The 16,708-nt window shown below is 65.1% G+C and carries 16 protein-coding genes; all 16 read right to left on the reverse strand.

The genetic code is table 11. From position 1 onward, the window contains the following. Positions 1-165 precede the first annotated feature (165 nt). Positions 166-723, reverse strand: coding sequence for a PilZ domain-containing protein (locus HY57_RS18725; protein ID WP_019464385.1), 558 nt, complete (start codon positions 721-723; stop codon positions 166-168). 73 nt (positions 724-796) lie between these two features. Further along, the gene (locus tag HY57_RS18730; protein ID WP_019464386.1) at positions 797-1,090 is read right to left on the reverse strand and encodes a flagellar protein FliT; all 294 of its coding nucleotides are present in this window, start codon (positions 1,088-1,090) and stop codon (positions 797-799) included. Between the two features lie 2 nt (positions 1,091-1,092). Then, a complete protein-coding gene (gene fliS, locus HY57_RS18735) occupies positions 1,093-1,524 on the reverse strand; it encodes a flagellar export chaperone FliS (protein ID WP_019464387.1) in 432 nt (143 codons plus the stop codon). A gap of 16 nt (positions 1,525-1,540) precedes the next feature. After that, positions 1,541-3,055 carry a flagellar filament capping protein FliD gene (gene fliD / locus HY57_RS18740; protein ID WP_019464388.1) on the reverse strand — a complete coding sequence of 505 codons (1,515 nt, stop codon included), beginning with the start codon at positions 3,053-3,055 and terminating at the stop codon, positions 1,541-1,543. 195 nt (positions 3,056-3,250) lie between these two features. Next, positions 3,251-4,690, reverse strand: a complete 1,440-nt coding sequence (locus tag HY57_RS18745; protein WP_019464389.1) for a flagellin — start codon at positions 4,688-4,690, stop codon at positions 3,251-3,253. Between the two features lie 323 nt (positions 4,691-5,013). Then, positions 5,014-6,240, reverse strand: a complete 1,227-nt coding sequence (flgL, locus tag HY57_RS18750; RefSeq protein ID WP_026033778.1) for a flagellar hook-associated protein FlgL — start codon at positions 6,238-6,240, stop codon at positions 5,014-5,016. Between the two features lie 6 nt (positions 6,241-6,246). Next, positions 6,247-8,121, reverse strand: a complete 1,875-nt coding sequence (gene flgK, locus HY57_RS18755) for a flagellar hook-associated protein FlgK (RefSeq protein ID WP_019464391.1) — start codon at positions 8,119-8,121, stop codon at positions 6,247-6,249. An 18-nt stretch (positions 8,122-8,139) separates the two neighbouring features. Next, on the reverse strand, positions 8,140-9,108 hold the full coding sequence (gene flgJ, locus HY57_RS18760) for a flagellar assembly peptidoglycan hydrolase FlgJ (RefSeq protein WP_019464392.1): 969 nt from the start codon (positions 9,106-9,108) through the stop codon (positions 8,140-8,142). After that, the gene (locus HY57_RS18765) at positions 9,108-10,277 is read right to left on the reverse strand and encodes a flagellar basal body P-ring protein FlgI (protein ID WP_019464393.1); all 1,170 of its coding nucleotides are present in this window, start codon (positions 10,275-10,277) and stop codon (positions 9,108-9,110) included. Before HY57_RS18765 ends, flgJ begins: the two co-directional genes overlap by 1 nt. Continuing rightward, the gene (gene flgH, locus HY57_RS18770; RefSeq protein WP_019464394.1) at positions 10,277-10,960 is read right to left on the reverse strand and encodes a flagellar basal body L-ring protein FlgH; all 684 of its coding nucleotides are present in this window, start codon (positions 10,958-10,960) and stop codon (positions 10,277-10,279) included. The genes HY57_RS18765 and flgH overlap by 1 nt, the downstream gene beginning before the upstream one ends. A gap of 8 nt (positions 10,961-10,968) precedes the next feature. Further along, on the reverse strand, positions 10,969-11,754 hold the full coding sequence (gene flgG, locus HY57_RS18775) for a flagellar basal-body rod protein FlgG (protein ID WP_019464395.1): 786 nt from the start codon (positions 11,752-11,754) through the stop codon (positions 10,969-10,971). A 183-nt stretch (positions 11,755-11,937) separates the two neighbouring features. Next, complete coding sequence (gene flgF, locus HY57_RS18780) at positions 11,938-12,678, reverse strand: flagellar basal-body rod protein FlgF (RefSeq protein ID WP_019464396.1); 741 nt, start codon at positions 12,676-12,678, stop codon at positions 11,938-11,940. A gap of 25 nt (positions 12,679-12,703) precedes the next feature. After that, complete coding sequence (flgE, locus tag HY57_RS18785; protein WP_019464397.1) at positions 12,704-13,921, reverse strand: flagellar hook protein FlgE; 1,218 nt, start codon at positions 13,919-13,921, stop codon at positions 12,704-12,706. A gap of 34 nt (positions 13,922-13,955) precedes the next feature. Continuing rightward, on the reverse strand, positions 13,956-14,630 hold the full coding sequence (locus tag HY57_RS18790) for a flagellar hook assembly protein FlgD (protein ID WP_019464398.1): 675 nt from the start codon (positions 14,628-14,630) through the stop codon (positions 13,956-13,958). Between the two features lie 17 nt (positions 14,631-14,647). Then, positions 14,648-15,076, reverse strand: coding sequence for a flagellar basal body rod protein FlgC (flgC, locus tag HY57_RS18795; RefSeq protein ID WP_019464399.1), 429 nt, complete (start codon positions 15,074-15,076; stop codon positions 14,648-14,650). Next, positions 15,076-15,477, reverse strand: coding sequence for a flagellar basal body rod protein FlgB (gene flgB / locus HY57_RS18800; RefSeq protein ID WP_019464400.1), 402 nt, complete (start codon positions 15,475-15,477; stop codon positions 15,076-15,078). The genes flgC and flgB overlap by 1 nt, the downstream gene beginning before the upstream one ends. Positions 15,478-16,708 lie beyond the last annotated feature (1,231 nt).

Raw genomic sequence — 16,708 nt, forward strand, 5'->3', positions numbered from 1 at the left:
GGTACGTCACAGATACCTGTTTCCACTGGAGAAAACCCCCGGCAGGCAATATCCGGGAAGGTGACCCTGTACGACACCTGTTCGAGATCTGCGTCAAAGAACTTTCGTGTCGGCTTTTCGTAGCGTGATATCGATCACATTTGATATGTGAAACGGGTTCGCCATTCAGGAGGCCGTGGATCGGCGCTCTGCCACTTTACGTCGGTGGTGACGGAACACGAGTCGCTCAATCGCGTCACATGTGGCCTCATCCATCGTTTCGAATGCAACGAAAACGTGATCAATATCACACTCTTGCACGCGACGGGCGGCCAACTCCAGCGGCAGGGCCAGGCAGCCGTCGAAGTGCAGCCGCACCAGGCCCTGCGCCTGCCCGGCAGGCCAGAGCGCCCGGGGCAACACCGCGCCGATGGCGTTGAAACTGACGTGGACGCGGGGCGGAAGATCGGCGCCGCGCTGGAGCAACTGGTCCAGCATGGCCATCAGCACGTTCAGCTTGCTGTCGAGCCGCTGCATGTCCTGCGCGACCGGGCTCTCCTCGTCCGGCGCTTCGATGCGGCGTTCGTTGAACACGGCCAGGGTGCCGAGCACGCTGAGATTGCGGTCGCGCATGGCTGCCCGCTGCAGCTCGCCGAGCGGCGCGGACAGGTCGGCACAGCTGACGTGAAGGCCATCCTCATAGGTGACCCGTTCTGAAAATGCCTGCCAGGAAGCGTCTTGCATGATGCCCTCGTCGCTGGACCGCGAACGGCGGCCGTGCGGGATTATGCGCGCACCCAGGCCTGTGCCGCCGCGCTCACTCAGCGCCGGCGACGAGGTAGGCGCTCAGCGCGCGATGGCGGTGCTGGTGCTCTCCCAGATCCGCCCCGAGGCGCTCGCGCTGGCAACGGGCCAGCTCGCGGACTTCTTCGGTATGCGCCAGCAGCGTCCTGAACAGCGCAAGCACGCCGGGTTCAGCGATGGAGAGTGAGGTGATCCCCTGGCCGCGCTCCGCCTCAAGTAATGCCACGGCATCCCAGTCGCCCGCGTGGGCGGCGGCGAGCATGCGCTCGCTCAGTGCCAACAGGGCGGCGTGCATGCTCTCGGCCATGTTCAGGCGGCCGCGCTGGGGGCGCGCTGCTGCGTCGCCAGGAATTCGTCGCGGATCTGGCGCCAGGCGTCGCGCACCGGCGTGAGCAGGTCCACCACCTCGTCAATGGCGCGCTCGTCGTTGTTGAGCTGGGCGTGCAGCATGCGGCGGCTGACGTAGTCGTACAGCGCATCCAGCCGGCCGGCGAGTTGGCCGCCCTGGTCATGGTCCAGGCTGCCACGCAGTTCGCCGATGATGGCGTGCGCCCGGGCGAAGTGCGTGCCCTTGGCCGGCACGTCGCCGCGGCGGATCGCGCCACGCGCCTGGTTGACGCGGTCGATCACCCCGTCGAACAGCATGGCGGTCAGCTGGTGACGGTCGGCGCCTTCCACACTGCCGCGCGCACTGGTGTCCTGGTAGAGCGCACTGGCGTTGCGCATGTAGCCGTAGGTCATGATCGCTTCCCCGCGTTCAGTTCTTCGAGCTGTTCGAGTTGTTCAGCGCCGCCAGCTGGGTCGTCAGGTAGCTGCTGGTGCTGTTGAGCGTGGACATCAGCGTGTCCAGCGCCGTGTACTGCTGCTGCAGCTGCGTCTGGTACGTGGCCATGCGGTTGTTCAGCGCGGTCTGCTGCTGGCTCAGCTGCGTCAGCGTGTTGTTCAGGCTGTCCATGCGCGCGCTGATGACGCCGCCGCTGGACGTGTACGCGTTAAGCGTGGTGTTGAGCTTGGTCCCGTAGCCGTTGGTGCCGACGAAGAGATCCTTCACCGCCGCCGGGTTGTTCTGGAACGCTGTGGCGAGCTTGCCGCTGTCCAGGGCCAGCGTACCGTCGGCATTGCGCGTGATGCCCAGGTTCGCCAGCGTGCCGATGCTGTTGCCCTTGACCGAGTTGCTGAGCACGGAAGCGATGCCGCGCTGCACCGAGGAGAGCGTGGTGTCGCCCAGCAGCACGCCCGCCGTACCGCTGCTCTGGTCGTAGCTCGACAGCGACGACGTCGTGCTGACGTAGCTGTTGTAGGCGTCGACCAGGCCCTGGATGGCATTGGTCGCCGCCGTGTTGTCCTGCGCCACCGTCAGCGTGTTGGTGCCGGTGCCGGTGAGGTTGAGCGTGACGCCGTCCATCATGCCGGTGACGGTATTGGTGGCGCTGGTCACCGCGATGCCGTCGACGGTGAGCTTGGCGTCCTGCGCCTCGTTGCTGCCCGCCGTGTTCAGCGTGCTGGCCAGGCTGGTCAGGCCGGCGCTGCTGGTGGCGTTGGCGGAGATGGTGAAGCCGTTGGCCACCCCCGTCTTGCTCGAGCTCAGCATCAGCTGCTGGCCGTTGACGCCGTTGACGATGGTGGCGGTCACGCCCGGATTGGAGCTGGAACCGTTGATCGCGGTGGCGATATCCGACAGCGTGTTGGTGGCGGAGACCGCCACGTTCATGGTGTTGGAACCCACCGTAATGGTCAGCGTACCCTGCCCCACCGCCGTGCCCGAGGCCACGGCACTGCTGGCGCGCTTCTGCGCGGTGGCCAGCTGGCTCACGGCAATGGTGTACGTGCCGGCGTGCGCGCTCGACAAGGTGCTCGCGCTGCCGATGCTACTGCTCGAACCCTGCGGGGTGAGCGTGGCGTTGTAGCTGCTGAAGGTGTTGACCGAGGTCAGCGTGGCCAGCGCGGTCTGGATACCGCCCAGCGCCGAGTTCAGCGACGACAGGCCGGTGAGCAGGTTGTTGGTCTGCGTGGTGCGGGTGGTGATCTGCTGCTGCGAGGCCGCCTTGCGGGCATTCACCAGCGCGGTGACGATGGAATTCACGTCCAGGCCCGAGCCGATGCCCAGCGAGCTGATGGTGGCGCTGCCCGAGCTGCTGCCCGACGACGTGCCGCTGGCGGAGCTGCTGCTGGAGCTGCCTGACGTGCTGCTGCCCGAGCCGGTGCTCGTACCCAGTTGGCTGAGCAGGGAACTCAGGCTGCTGCCGCTGGTGCTGCTGGTGGTGGTGGTCATCGCGCTGCCTTGTCAGTTTCCCGAAGTGGTTCCCGCCGTGGCGGGAGGTTTCGAGCCCCCGGCAAAACCCTCGCGCGCGAAGGCTTTGCCGGAAGCTCCCGAAACACCGGGCGGTCTGCGAGGGGCAGCCCGCCCGGCGGTAAATCCGGCCCAGGTGGACGCGACCCGGGAGAGTCGCGTCCTGGCCTGTATCCGTTACTGCAACAGCTTGAGCACCTGCTGCGGGTTGGAGTTGGCCTGGGCCAACACCGAGATACCCGCCTGCTGGAGCACGTTCGCCTTGCTGAGGTTCGCCGTCTCGGCCGCGAAGTCCGCGTCGCGGATGGTCGACTGCGACGCCTGCAGGTTGGTCGTCTGCGCGGCCACCGTGGAGATGGTGGACTGGAAGCGGTTCTGCACCGCACCCAGCTGGGCCGCGAAGTCGCTGACCGTCTTCAGCGCCACGTCGACGCGGGAGATCAGGTCATTGGCCGAATCGACCGACTGCACGTTGCCGGTGGCCAGCGAGCCACCGGAGGTGGCAGCCGTGCCCTGGACGTACGGCGTGGTCGGACCGGCGACGTTGTTCACGTCGGTGGCGGCACCGGTGATGATGCCGGCGATTGCGCCTGCAGCACCGTTGGTGTCGCCGATCTTCAGCGCACCGCTGGAGTAGAAGTTGAGGCCATTGCCCGCACCGTTCACTGCAGCGCTGACGCCCGTGATGCCAGCGGCGTTAACGGCATCGGACACGTCCTGCAGGGTCTTGGCGCTGCTCAGGTCGATGGTGGTGCCGTTGATGCTGAAGTTCTCGGTCGCCAGGTTCGGCGACAGCTTGTTGACGTTGGCAGCCACGCCGGTGGTGGTACCCGTACCGGTGGTAGCGGCCAGGGAGGCGGGCAAGCCGAGCGTGGAGGCCATGTTGCCGGTGATGTTCACCACCGAGGCGCTGGTGTTGGCGAGGTTGATTTCGCCGTTGGCGCCAACGGTCGCCGTCACGCCGGCGCCGCCAGCGGTCTGCATCGCCGCGGCCAGCGAGGTGGCCGTGTAGGTACCCGCGGCAACGGCGCCGGCACCGACGCTGAGGTCGCCTGCCTTCAGCGTGATCGTACCGATGTTGCCCGAGGACACTTCGGACACCTGGCCCATGGCGCTGGCCTTGACGCTGGTGCCCAGGCTGACCGAGATGGTCTGACCGACGTTGGCGCCGATCTGGAAGCTCTTGGTCTTCATCGAGCCGTCTAGCACGTTCGAACCGTTGAACGTGGTCTGGTTGGCGATACGGGTGATTTCAGCCAGGCGCTGCTGCACTTCCTGGTCGATCGACGAACGGTCGGCCGAGGTGTAGGTGCCGTTGGCCGACTGCACGGCCAGGTCGCGGATGGCCTGCAGGTTGGCGGTGACCTGGTCCAGGGCCGAACCGGCGGTCTGCGCCAGGTTGATGGCGTCCGAGGCGTTGGAGCTGGCCTGGCCGAGGCCGCCGATCTGCGTGGTGTAGCGCTGGGAGATCGCGAAGCCGGCGGCGTTGTCGGCCGCGCTGTTGATCTTCATGCCCGACGACAGACGCTGCGTGGCGGTAGCGAGCGCGCTCTGCGACTTGGTCAGGTTGTTCTGCGCATTCAGCGACGAAATGTTGGTGTTGATAACGAGAGACATTGGATTTCTCCTACGTAACCGGTGACCGGTTTGGATTGGCGTTGTTCGTGCCGGCGACCAGGCTCCGTGCGTGGGATGCCATCCGCCTCAGTGAGTTTTTCGGCCCGTCAAGGGATTACTTGAGCCCTTGCTTGCCGGTGGCCGAAAACAACGCCCCTTACCCGTCCCATCACCCCTGCCCTCTCCCGGGCGGCTTTTTTTGCTCGTCATTCCGGCGCAGGCCGGAATCCAGTAGCGACCACGGTCGGTCTTCGCGATAACCGACAGCTTCGGCTACTGGATTCCGGCCTGCGCCGGAATGACGAGCGCTGGATCACGCACCATTACTTCAGATAATTGAACAGGCTCATCGACTTCACCTGCGCAAACATCTGCTGCGATGCCTGCAGCGCCGTCTGCTGCAACGACAGCTTGCTGATCGCGGTGTACGCATCGGCGCCCTGCACATCCGACAGCGCGGACTGATAGGTCACGTTGAGATCCTGATACACACTTTGTTGCTGCTGCACCGTGTTCAACCGCCCGCCGATGGACACCTGCACTGAACTGATCGACGACTGCGCCTGGTCGATGGATTCGATCTGGCGGCTCATCACATTGGTGAGCTGCGTGTCGCTGCCACCGCCTTGCAGCGCGCTGATCATGTTGTTCAACGTGCTGAAGATGTCCTGCTGCCCGCCCGTGCCCACCGACACCGTATCGCCCGCCGCAGGCGTGCCACTCATCGAGATGGTCATGCCGTTGAAGCTGATCGAGCCGCCGTCGCTATAGGTGCCGCCGACCGGGTTGCCGCTGCTGTCGAGCACCGGGTTACCCTTCGCATCGGCGGCCGTCCAGGTACCGCCGGCACCGAACGTGATGGTGTAGCCGCCACCACTGGCAGCCTTGCCGCTGTTCCACGCGGCAAAGTCGGTGACGCTGTTGCTGCCCACCACCAGCGTGCCGGTATTGGCACCGCCGGCACTGGCCACGAACGAACCGTTGCCGGTGGGGATATTCATGAACAGGCCCGAGCCCGGATCGCTGGTCGCCACCTGCAGGCCCGAGCCCACGGCCGAGCGCTGCTGCCCATCGTTGCCGCCATAGGTGACCGCACCATTGGCGCCCACCAGGAACGGTGCCTTGGTGGTGCTGGTACCGGCGAACAGCGCGTTGCCGTTGCTGTCGGTGGTATTGGCCAGTTGCACGAGCTGGTCGTGGATCTGGCTGAGCTGGCTGGCGATGCTCTTGCGGTCGCTGTCGGACAGCGTGCCGTTCACCGCCTGCAGCGCCAGCGTGCGCGCGGTGTCGAGCACGCTGTTCACCGAGCTGAGCGTGCTGGCTTCGGTGTTCAGCCGCGTGGTCGCCGAGTTGATGGTGTCCGAATACTGCGTGTTCGCCGCAATGACGTGGTTAAGGCTGACCACCTGTCCCGCGCCCGCCGGATCGTCCGAGGCGACATTGATGCGGTTGCCCGTGGACACCTCGTTCTGGGTCGCCGCCAGCGCCGTCTGCTGGCTGATCATGGTGTTGAGCGATTGCTGGTACATCCAACTCGTTGAGAGACGCATGGCTCTTTACCCGTGCAGCGCGGTGATCAAACTGCTGAAAATCGTCTGCGCGGTGGAGATCACCTGCGCGGAGGCCTGGTAAGCTTGCTGGTACTTGACCATGCTGGCCGCCTCTTCATCGAGGTTCACGCCCGACACGCTCTGCTGCGCGGACATGGCCTGGTTGTACAGGCTGGTTTGCGTGGTGAGGTTGCTTGCTGCCTGGCTGCCCACCGTGCCGATGCTGGTGGTGAGCGTGCCGTAGGAGTCGATCACCGACTGCGTGCCGCCATTCAGGATCTTGGTATCGGCCAGCCCCGCCAGCGCCAGTGCGTTGCTGGTGTCGTTGAGGCCATTGCTGTTCGCGCCGATGGTGAACTTGTCGTTCGCGGCCGGTGTGCCCGAAGGCGTCACGCTCCAGCCATTGGCGCTGATGGTCTGCCCCGCCGCATAACTGCCGCTGGCCAGTACGGTGCCCGCGTTATTCGTCACCTGGTAACTGTTGGCCGACGGGAAGCTGACGGTAGCGCCGCTGAGCAAGGCTGCGTTGGTGGGGTCGGTCACCGTCACGGCGCTGATGCTGCCGGTACCGGTATTGCTGGTGGCCGCGGTGGCGCTCAGTGCCGCGGCAGCAGCGATGCCGTTGGGATCGGTCATCACCAGCGTGAGGCCGCTGGCGGCCTGGCGCGTGGGCTGGATCTGAAAGCTGTCGCCCGCCTGCGCCGTGCCCGAAAGCGACAACGTCATGCCATCGGCGGAATAGGTGCCATCCGGGTTGGCCGTCATCGGCACGTTCTGCCCGGAAGTGGTCGCCAGGTTCCACTTGCTGCCGTCGTAACTCAGCGTGTAGTCGGAGCCGGTGAGCTGGGACACATTGCTGATGCTGGCCGAGACGCTCGCACTGCCCTTGTTGAGGTTGCTGGTCAGCACCGTCGGCGCGGGCACGCTGAACATCGGGCCGCCCTGTTTGCCGTTGAGGTCCAGGCCCTTGGCCTGCTGGGTGTTGACGCTGGTGGACAGCGCCACGGCGGCCTGGCCGAGCTGGTTCTGCACGCTGTCCAGCACGTTGCTGCGGTAGTCGAGCAACGCGCCCAGCGTGCCGCCGCTCAGCTTGCCGCTGACCACGGTGCCGGTGCTGTCGACCACCTCGGTGCGCGAGGCATCGTACTGGTTGGGGGCGGTCTGCAGGGCGAACGACTTGTCGCCGCTCACCAGCGCCTGTCCGCTGGAGCCGTACACGCTGATGGTGTTGTCGCTCTGCACAAAGGCGGAAACGCCCATGTAGCCCGACAGCGTCTGCACCAGGTTGTCGCGCTGGTCCAGCAGGTCGTTGGGTACGCTGTTGCCGGCCGCATGGATCTTACTGTTGATGCTCGCCAGGTTGCTCGCCACGGTGTTGATGCTGTTCACCGTGGTGCTGATCTGCGCGTTCACCTGGCTCAGCTGCGCGGTGAACTGCTGACTCAGCGTATTGAACACCGTGACCATCTGGCCCGCGCTGCCCAATAGCGACTGGCGGCTGGACGCCACGCCGGGCGTGTTCGCCACCGTGCTGAAACCGCCGTAGAAGCTGTCCAGCGCGCCCTGCAGGTTGCCGCTGGCACTGAGCGCGCTGTTCAGCGTGGTCGCCAGGTTGTTGGTCGAGGTGGCTCGCTGCATCCCCGAGTTGGCGGTCCACAGCGCCGAGGTCAGGAAGTCGCTGTAGGCACGCTGCACCGACTGCACGTCGACGCCGCTGCCGATGGTGAGCCCGCCGCCGCTCTGCGAGATCGCCTCGGTCTGCACCACCGTCTGCCGGCTATAGCCCGTCGTGTTGACGTTGCTGATGTTGTTGCCGACGGTGGTCAGCGCCACCTGTGCGGCATTGAGCCCTGAGGCGCCGATGCTGAGGAGATTAGACATGGGTCATTCCGGGACGTTTCACTCGGAGGGATTCGGCTGGCTGCCCACATTCTTGAGGGCGCCCTCCCTGATAGCGTCGAGTGCGTCACGCATCTGGGGGCTGTTGGCGATCGCGATGATCTTCTGGGCATAGGCCGGGTCGGTGGCATAGCCGCCGCTGACCAGGCCCTTGGCGAAGCCGACCACGTCCTCGCCATGGTTCAGTGCCCTGGCGTAACGCGGGTTGTCGGAAATGAGCTGGGCGTAGTCGTTGAACGACTGGCCCGGGTTGTCATAAGAGCGGAACTGCGCGTGCTTCTGCACCGGCACGCCACCTTCGAATTCCAGGGTCTTCACGCTCACCTTGTCGCCGTCCCAGCTGCTGCCGGCCTTCATGCCGAACAGGTTGTTGCTGGTGTTGCCATTGGAATGCGTGGGCAGGTGCTTGCCCCACTGCGTTTCCAGCGCCGCCTGCGCCAGTACGGCGCGCACGGACACGCCCAGCTTCTGGGCGGCCTGCTGGGCGTAGGGGGCCAGCTGCCTGACGAATTCCTCGGCATCCTTGGGCAGGAGCTTGAGCACCTTCTCGCCCGTGGATGTCACCGCGCTGGCCACCGAATGGAGCCGCTGCTGCCAGCCATCGCCGCTGGCGGCGTTGGCACTGGCGCCGGTGGCGCCGTCCGACGAGCCGCCCAGCGCACCACCGAGTTGCTTCACCAGCATCTGCGCGATGCCGATGCCATGGCCGCCCTGCGACAACTGCACGGACAGCTGCTGGTCGAACATGTCGCGCCACTGGTTGCCGGCGTCGCTGTCCATCAGGCCGTCGCCGCTGCTGGCATCGCGCATCGACTTCAGCATCATCTGCGTGAAGATCGACTCGAACTGCTTGGCCACCGCCGGCAACGCCGCCTTGGCATCGCTCTGCGCGGTTTGGCGCAGTGCCGAAAACCCGGACAGGTCGGTCCAGGTGTTCAGGCTTTTGGCGGCGTCCCCCGGGATAGCCATCAGATCACCACCAGCTCCGCATGGAGCGCGCCGGCCTGCTTGAGCGCCTGCAGGATGGAAATGAGGTCGGTCGGCGAGGCGCCCACCTGGTTCACCGCGCGCACGATGGTGTCGAGGTTGGTGCCCGGGCCGAACTTGAACATATGGGCGCCGTCTTCGCTGACCTGCACGTCACTCTGCGGCACCACCACCGTCTGGCCACCCTTGCTGAAGGGCCCGGGCTGGGATACCTGCGGGTTCTCGGAAATGGTCACCTGGATGGAACCGTGCGCCACGGCGGCCGGCGTCACGCGCACGTCCGCGCCGATCACCACGGTGCCGGTACGGGAGTTGACCACCACGCGCGCTGGCGCGTCGCCCGGCGTCACGTCGATATTCTGGATAGCGCCCATCCACGCCACCCGCTGGCTGGGATCCTGCGGGCCGCGCACGCTCACCGAGCCGCCGTCCATCGCATTGGCCGTGCCCGCGCCATAGGTGCGATTCACCGCCTCGGCGATGCGCGTGGCCGTGGTGAAGTCCGCCGTGTTGAGGTTGAGCACCAGGTCGCCGCCGTTGGAAAACGACGAGACCACCGCGCGTTCGACTGACGCACCGTTGGGAATGCGGCCGCTCGCGGAAATGTTCACCTGCACGCTGGAGCCGCTCTTGCCCGACGCGGTGATGCCGCCCACCACCACGCTGCCCTGCGCCATGGCATAGACGTTGCCGTCCGCACCGCGCAGCGGGGTCATCAGCAGCTCGCCGCCACGGATGCTCTTGGCGTTGCCGATGGAGGCCACGGTGACGTCGATGACCTGGCCGGGCTTGGCGAACGGCGGCAACTGCGCGGTCACCGTGACCGCCGCCGCGTTCTTCAGCTGTGGCCGCACATTGGCCGGTACCGTGATGCCGAACTGCACCAGCATGTTTTCCAGACTTTGCGTGGTGAACGGTGCCTGCGTGGTCTGGTCACCGCTACCGTCCAGGCCCACCACCAGGCCGTAACCGATCAGCTGGTTGCTGCGCACGCCACCGACCTGCACCAGGTCGCGGATCTTGTCCGCGTGCGCGGGCTGGTTCACCGAGAAACACGCGCACAGCACGATGGCCGCGGCGCTCAGGGCATGGGCCACGCGCTCGCGCGTGCGGACCAGCGCGGCATGGGTGACATGGCGACGGATGTTCATCAGTACGGCATCCACTTCGAGCTGAAGAAGCGCGACAGCCAGCCCTGCGTATTCGCATCGGCCAGTGCACCCTTGCCGGTGTAACCGATCTGCGCGTCGGCCACGCGCGTGGACGGCACGCTGTTGTCCTGCAGGATGTCCTGCGGACGCACGATGCCGGCGATACGGATCTGTTCCTGCCCCTGGTTGATGGTGACCATCTTCTCGCCACGCACCATCAGGTTGCCGTTGGAAAGACGCTGCGCCACCGTCACCGTGATCGATCCGGAGAGCTGGTTGCTTTGGCTGCTGTCGCCGCTGCCGTCGAACGCGCGGTTGGCATTGAGGCTGCTGTCCGCCGTCTTGCCGCCGACCTTGAGCGCATGACCAAGAATGGTCGGCGAGGAGATGGTGCTTGCGTCCTTCTTGCTCGTGTTGGTGGTGGCCTTCTTGGACGCCTGCGTGCTTTCCACCAGCGTGATGGTGAGGATGTCGCCCACACGGTGCGCACGCGCGTCGTTGAACAGCTCCATGCCCTGGTCGGCGTGGTAGATCGAGCCGTCGGTCGGCGGCGCAGCGCTCTGCTCCGCCGGCATGGTGGCCGCCCACTGGTGATCGTCGTGCGTCGGCTGCATGCCGCAGCCCGACAGCATGGCCAGAGCCAGCACGACGCCGATGCGAGGAAGGGAACGGAAGGACGACATGGCGGTTCTCACATCTTGTCGGTCAAGTCTTGCAGCATCTGGTCGGTGCTGCTGATCGCCTTGGAATTCATCTCGTAGGTGCGCTGCGTCTCGATCATGTTGACCATCTCGGCCACCACGTTGACGTTGGAGGATTCGAGCGAACCCTGCAGCAGCGACCCCATGCCGTTGAGTGCGGGCTGGCCGGTTTGCGGCGCACCGCTGGAGGCGGTTTCCTGATAAAGGTTCTGGCCCATCGGCTGGAGGCCGGCGGGGTTGATGAAGTCCGCCAGTTGCAGCGTGCCCAGCGTCTGCGGCGTAGCCGACGAATTGGTCGTCGCCGACACGGTGCCGTCGGTACCGATGGTCAGGCTCTGCACGTTCGGCGGCACGGTGATGGCCGGCTCCAGCGGGTAGCCGTCCGAGGTCACCAGCTGGCCGTTGGGATCGGTATGCAGGGAGCCGTCGCGCGTATAGGCCACGGTGCCGTCGGGCATGCTCACCTGCAGGAAGCCACGCCCCTGGATGGCCACGTCCAGCGAGTTGCCGGTCTGCGTGACGCTGCCTTCGGTGAACAGCTTCTCGTTGGCCACCACGCGCACACCGGTGCCCAGCATCAGGCCCGAGGGCGACACGGTCTGCTCGGTGGTCTGCCCACCCGGCTGCCCCTTGTTCTGGTACATCAGGTCCTGGAACGAGGCGCGCGAGCTCTTGAACGCCGTGGTGTTGGCGTTGGCCAGGTTGTTGGAGATCACGTCCATGCGCGTCTGCTGCGCGTCAAGGCCGGTCTTGGCGATCCAGAGGGAAGAGAACATCGGTTACTCCTGAAAAAGGCTGAGAGCCGCTAACAACATCCCGTCACACTTCAAGCTCGTCATTCCCGCGAAGGCGGGAATCCAGTGTCTTCAAGCTCGTTGAGGTCTAAGGCACTGGATTCCCGCCTTCGCGGGAATGACGATCAAAACCTTCGGGGTTCCTGGTCGTTTCATCAGCCGCACTTAATTGGCCTGCATCAGCTTGAGGCTGGCATCGGCGTTGTCCTCAGAGGTCTTGATGGACTTCACCTGCATGTCGTACTGGCGCGAGAGCGCGATCATCTTCACCAGCTCCGCCGATGGATTGACGTTGCTGCCTTCCAGTTCACCCGAGGCGATGGTGACGTTGTCGTCGATCGCCGCCGTGCTGCCGTCGTTCATGTGCATCAGGCCATCGGAACCCTGCGACATCTGCGTGATGTCGGGCTTGACCAGCTTGATGCGATCGATCTGCGAAATGGAGTTGGCGCCCTGCCCCTGCGGCACCGTGGAGATGGTGCCGTCAGAGCCGACGCTGATGTCCGTGGCCGGCGGAATGGTGATGGGGCCGGAACCACCCATCACCGGGTTGCCCTTCGCATCGGTCAACGCACCATCGGCGGTGAGCTGAAGATCGCCGGCGCGCGTATAGGCTTCCGAGCCGTCCGGCGCCTGCACGGCGATGAAACCATCGCCGCGCACGGAGATATCCAGCGCGCGCCCGGTGTTGACCGGCGAACCCTGCGCGCTGCTCTGGCCGATGCCGTGCGTCACCGCATTGATGCGCGCCGGCTGGCCTTCGCCCAGCACCGGCACGCTCTGGAAGGCGGAGAGCTCGCTCTTGAAGCCGACCGTGGACGTGTTGGCCAGGTTGTGGCTCACCGCTTCCTGGGCACGCATGATCTGCGTGGCCCCGGTCATCGCGACGTAGACGGAACGATCCATGGCTGCCCTTCGCTATCGCGGGTGATTAACGGGAAACAGCGTTGAACAGCGCCGAAGCCAGCGTGTTGTCGGTCGACAGCACCTGGGCATTGGCCTGGTAGTCGCGCTGCGCCTGGATCATGTTCACCAGCTGCGCGGTGGTGTCGGCGGTGTTGGAGCTTTCCAGCGCACCCGACTGGATGGTGCCGAACTGCCCCACGCTCGCCGTGCCCATCACCGCCGGGCCGGAATCCGTGCTGGCTGCCCAGGTGGTGTTGCCCAGCTGGCGCAGGCCCTGCACGTTGGCGAAGTTGGCAATCGCCACCTGGCCGATCTGCGTGCTCTGGTTGTTGGAGTAATAGGCGGTGATCACGCCCTTGCTGTCGATGTCGATGCTCGACAGCGTGCCGGCCTCGAAGCCGTTCTGCTGGATAGTGCCGGCGGAATAGTCCGTGCCGTACTGCGTGGTGTTGGCCACGTTGAGCGACAGCGTCATCGGCGAGGAACCGTTGGCCAGGTTCACGCTGTTGAAGGCCAGCTTGCCGTTGCTCGGCGTGGCCAGCTTGCCGGTAGCGTCAAAGGTCAGCGGTTGCGTACCCGCGCTCTGGCCGTCCACGTAGAGGTTGGCGTTCCAGGTGTTGGTGCCGGTCTTCACGTAGTAGATCGTCGCCTGGTGCGAACCGCCCTGCGAGTCGTACACGGTCACCGGCGCGGCGGCGTTGTAGCTGGTGGAATCGGTGGTACTGAAGGCATTGGCCGGCACGCTGGCGCTCGCCGGCAGGTTCGACGTCATGGTGATGGTCGAGGTGGCCGTGGCGTTGCTCTGCGCGGTGACCCAGTTGAAATCGGTCAGCGTGCTGCTGTCGAAACCACCGGCACCATTGGCCGGGTACATCTGCAGATGCGCGCCATCGGGCGTGGTGATGTAGCCGTTCGGGTTCTTCTGGAAATCACCGGCGCGCGTGTACTGCACGCCGCTGCCGTTGTTCACCACGAAGAAGCCGTTGCCGCTGATGGCCAGGTCAAGGCTGTTGTTGGTGGTCTGGATGTCGCCCTGGTTGAACTGCTGGGCCACTTCCTGCAGGCGCACGCCGCTGCCCACCGCGGTGGAGTTGATGTTCAGGCCGGTCACCGCGTAGATGTCCGCGAACTCCGCGCGCGAACCCTTGAAGCCGGTGGTGTTGGCGTTGGCGATGTTGTTGGAGATGACGTTGAGATCGGACTGGGCCGCGTTGATGCCGCTGAGCGCCGTATTGAGTGCCATGTTCTATTCCTCTTTGGAGTGGACGCGCGAAGCGTCAGAGAATCTGTGCCACCTGGCTGAGCGGCACGCCGCCCACGCCCGAAACCTGCAGGTACGTGCCCAGCGAACTGCCGCCATAGCCCACGCCCGTCACCGTGCCGGCGACATAGGTACTGAGCGCGGTGCTGCCACTGGCCGCCTTGAGGGTGTACGTGCCGGCGGCCACGGCATTGCCGTTGTCGTCCTTGCCGTCCCAGCTGAACTGCGCGAGGCCCGCGTTCTGCGCGCCCAGCGGAATATTGCGGATCACGTTGCCGTTGCCGTCCACCACCTGCACGTTGACGCTGGTGGCGCTGGTCACGTTCACCGCGCCCTTCACCGCGTCGCTGCCGTCATAGGTGGTGGAGCTGCCCGGCACCAGCACCTGGCGATTCACCAGGTTCGATGAACTGAGCACCTGCGAGGTCTGCATCGACGTGTTGACGCTGGTTGCGAGCGACTGCAGGTCGGTATCCAGCTGCTGCGTCGCCGAGAGCTGGCTGAACTGCGCCATCTGCGAAACGAACTGCGAGTTGTCGACCGGATTGGTCGGGTCCTGCGCCTTCAGCTGGGCCGTCATCAACTTGAGGAAGTCGGCCTGCGACATACTGCTCGACAGCGACGAGTTCGCGCTCGAGGTGCTGGTCGCGCCGGTGCTGCCGGTATTGGTAGTGCTGGGAATCGTGGACACGTGGGTTTCCTCCCGGCTTACTTGCCGAGGTCGAGGGTCTTGACCATCAGCTGCTTGGTGGTGTTCATCGCCTCGACATTGTTCTGGTACGAACGCGATGCGGTGATCATGTTCACCAGCTCGTCGATGGGATTGACGTTGCTGCCGTAGACGTAGCCCGTCCCGTCCGCCATCGGGTTGCCAGGCTCATAGCGCGCCTGCACGTCGGCCTGGCTTTCGGTCACGCCCTTCACCTGCACGCCGACGGCGCTGTCCGCCTCGGCGGTTTTCGCACCGCCAACGGCCTTCTGCACGGCGGAGAACAACGGTTCCTTGGCGCGATACGCCCCCTCCGGCGTGCTGGACACGCTGTCGGCGTTGGCAAGGTTGCTGGCTACGGTGTTGAGCCGCAGCGACTGTGCTGCCATGCCCGAGCCCGCGACATCGAAAATCTTGAACAGTGACATCAGCCCTGGCCTCCGGTGATGGCCGTGCGCAGCATGTGGATCTGCGCGGTGATGAAGGAAAGACTGGCCTGGTAATGCACGCCATTGGCGGCGAAGTTGGCCTGCTCGACCTGGGTATCCACGGTGTTGCCGTCCATCGACGGCTGCGTGGGCGTGCGATATGCCAGCTTCTGCGCGGACTGTGCCTGCGGATCGATCTGGCCCTGCTGCGTGATCGTCATCGGCAACGCGCTGCTGGTGCCGCTGGCGCTGGCCAATGCCTGCTTGAAATCGACGTCGCGCGCGAGGTAACCCGGGGTGTCGGCATTGGCGAGATTGCTCGCCAGCACCTCACTGCGCTTCTGCCACAGGTCCAGTGCCTGGGTGTGGAGACCGAACAGGTTGTCGTTGATGGAACTCATCGCTCACTCCTGCGGCAGGGGCCGCGGGATGGGTTTGAGCAATTTGCGTGCCACGGTTTGCGGGGCGGCTGGGAGGCCGCGTGGTTGCTGGGTTTGTCCGGTTTTGTGGGGGTGGCGCGTGAGGGGATTGGGTGGGGATGTCGGAAAGTCGACGCGGGGTGTAGCGGGTTCCTGACGGGGGGTTTGTCAGGGCCCGGGGATGGCTTGTCGTGACGGTGCCGAGGGCTTGGCCCGTCTCCTCATAGGGGTGCGCGGAGAGCAGCTATGGATGGCCGCAGGGCTGGGGCAGAGAGAGAGTATGTGCAGAGGTGACGGATGGGTGCTCGCCTCAAGGTTTCAAAAGAACCGTCATCCCGGCGCAGGCCGGAGGCGCTTCACAACAGCCGAAGGCTGGTCATCCAGTTTCTGTCGTGGTCGGTCGTCGCATCGTGCGATCCCGCGATCGGGCCGCTTACGCAGCGGGCGTTTCGACCTTCTGCCGAAGGCCGAGTCACTTTTCTTTTTGCTGGCCCAAAAGATCCCACGGGGACTAGCTTCGCGTCGAAAGTAACCCAAAGAAAATGGCCTGAAGAGCCAGAGCTGGCAGCATTCTGCTGGGATAAGCCCGAACGCGTGAGGCAGATCGTTGCTTAGCTACCTTCGCCTCTACACAGCGGGTAGTGCCAAGCGCTTCGCAACGCGCCATGGCGATGAGGACTTAAAGCAGCCCCTCGCTTCGCTTCGGCCCTGATGGACCCGCACGCCCGCCCGCTTTTCTCTTTTCTGTGGGAGCGCACCCTGTGCGCGACAACCTAACGGAGCGGTGACTACGAGACGCCCCAGTCGCGCACAGGGTGCGCTCCCACAAGGTATCCGCCATCTTGGAGTGCTCCGCTGACGCCTCGAGCTCTCGCTTTGGCTTTTGGCTTTTGGCTTTTGGCTTTTGGCTCTTAGCTCTTGATCTCCCGGGTCCCCGTATGACGCGGCGGGCGGGTGGAGGAATAGCCCGAAGGGTGGCCGGCAAGGATGCCGGCCAGTTTGTCGTCAGGGCAGGATGCCCTGTCGACAAACCCCGCAACCCGACCGCGAACCTGGAGGGCCATAGGCCCGGAAGGCGCGTCATCCGGGGGGCCCTTTCTTTTGGTTACTTTTCTTTGGGCAAGCAAAGAAAAGTGACCCGGACTGCGGCAGCAGTTCGGAAGCCCGCGGCAGGCGGGCCAGGTCGCGGAAACGTCCGAGGCGACGACCGACC

Source organism: Dyella japonica A8 (genome assembly GCF_000725385.1).
GTDB lineage: Bacteria > Pseudomonadota > Gammaproteobacteria > Xanthomonadales > Rhodanobacteraceae > Dyella > Dyella japonica_C.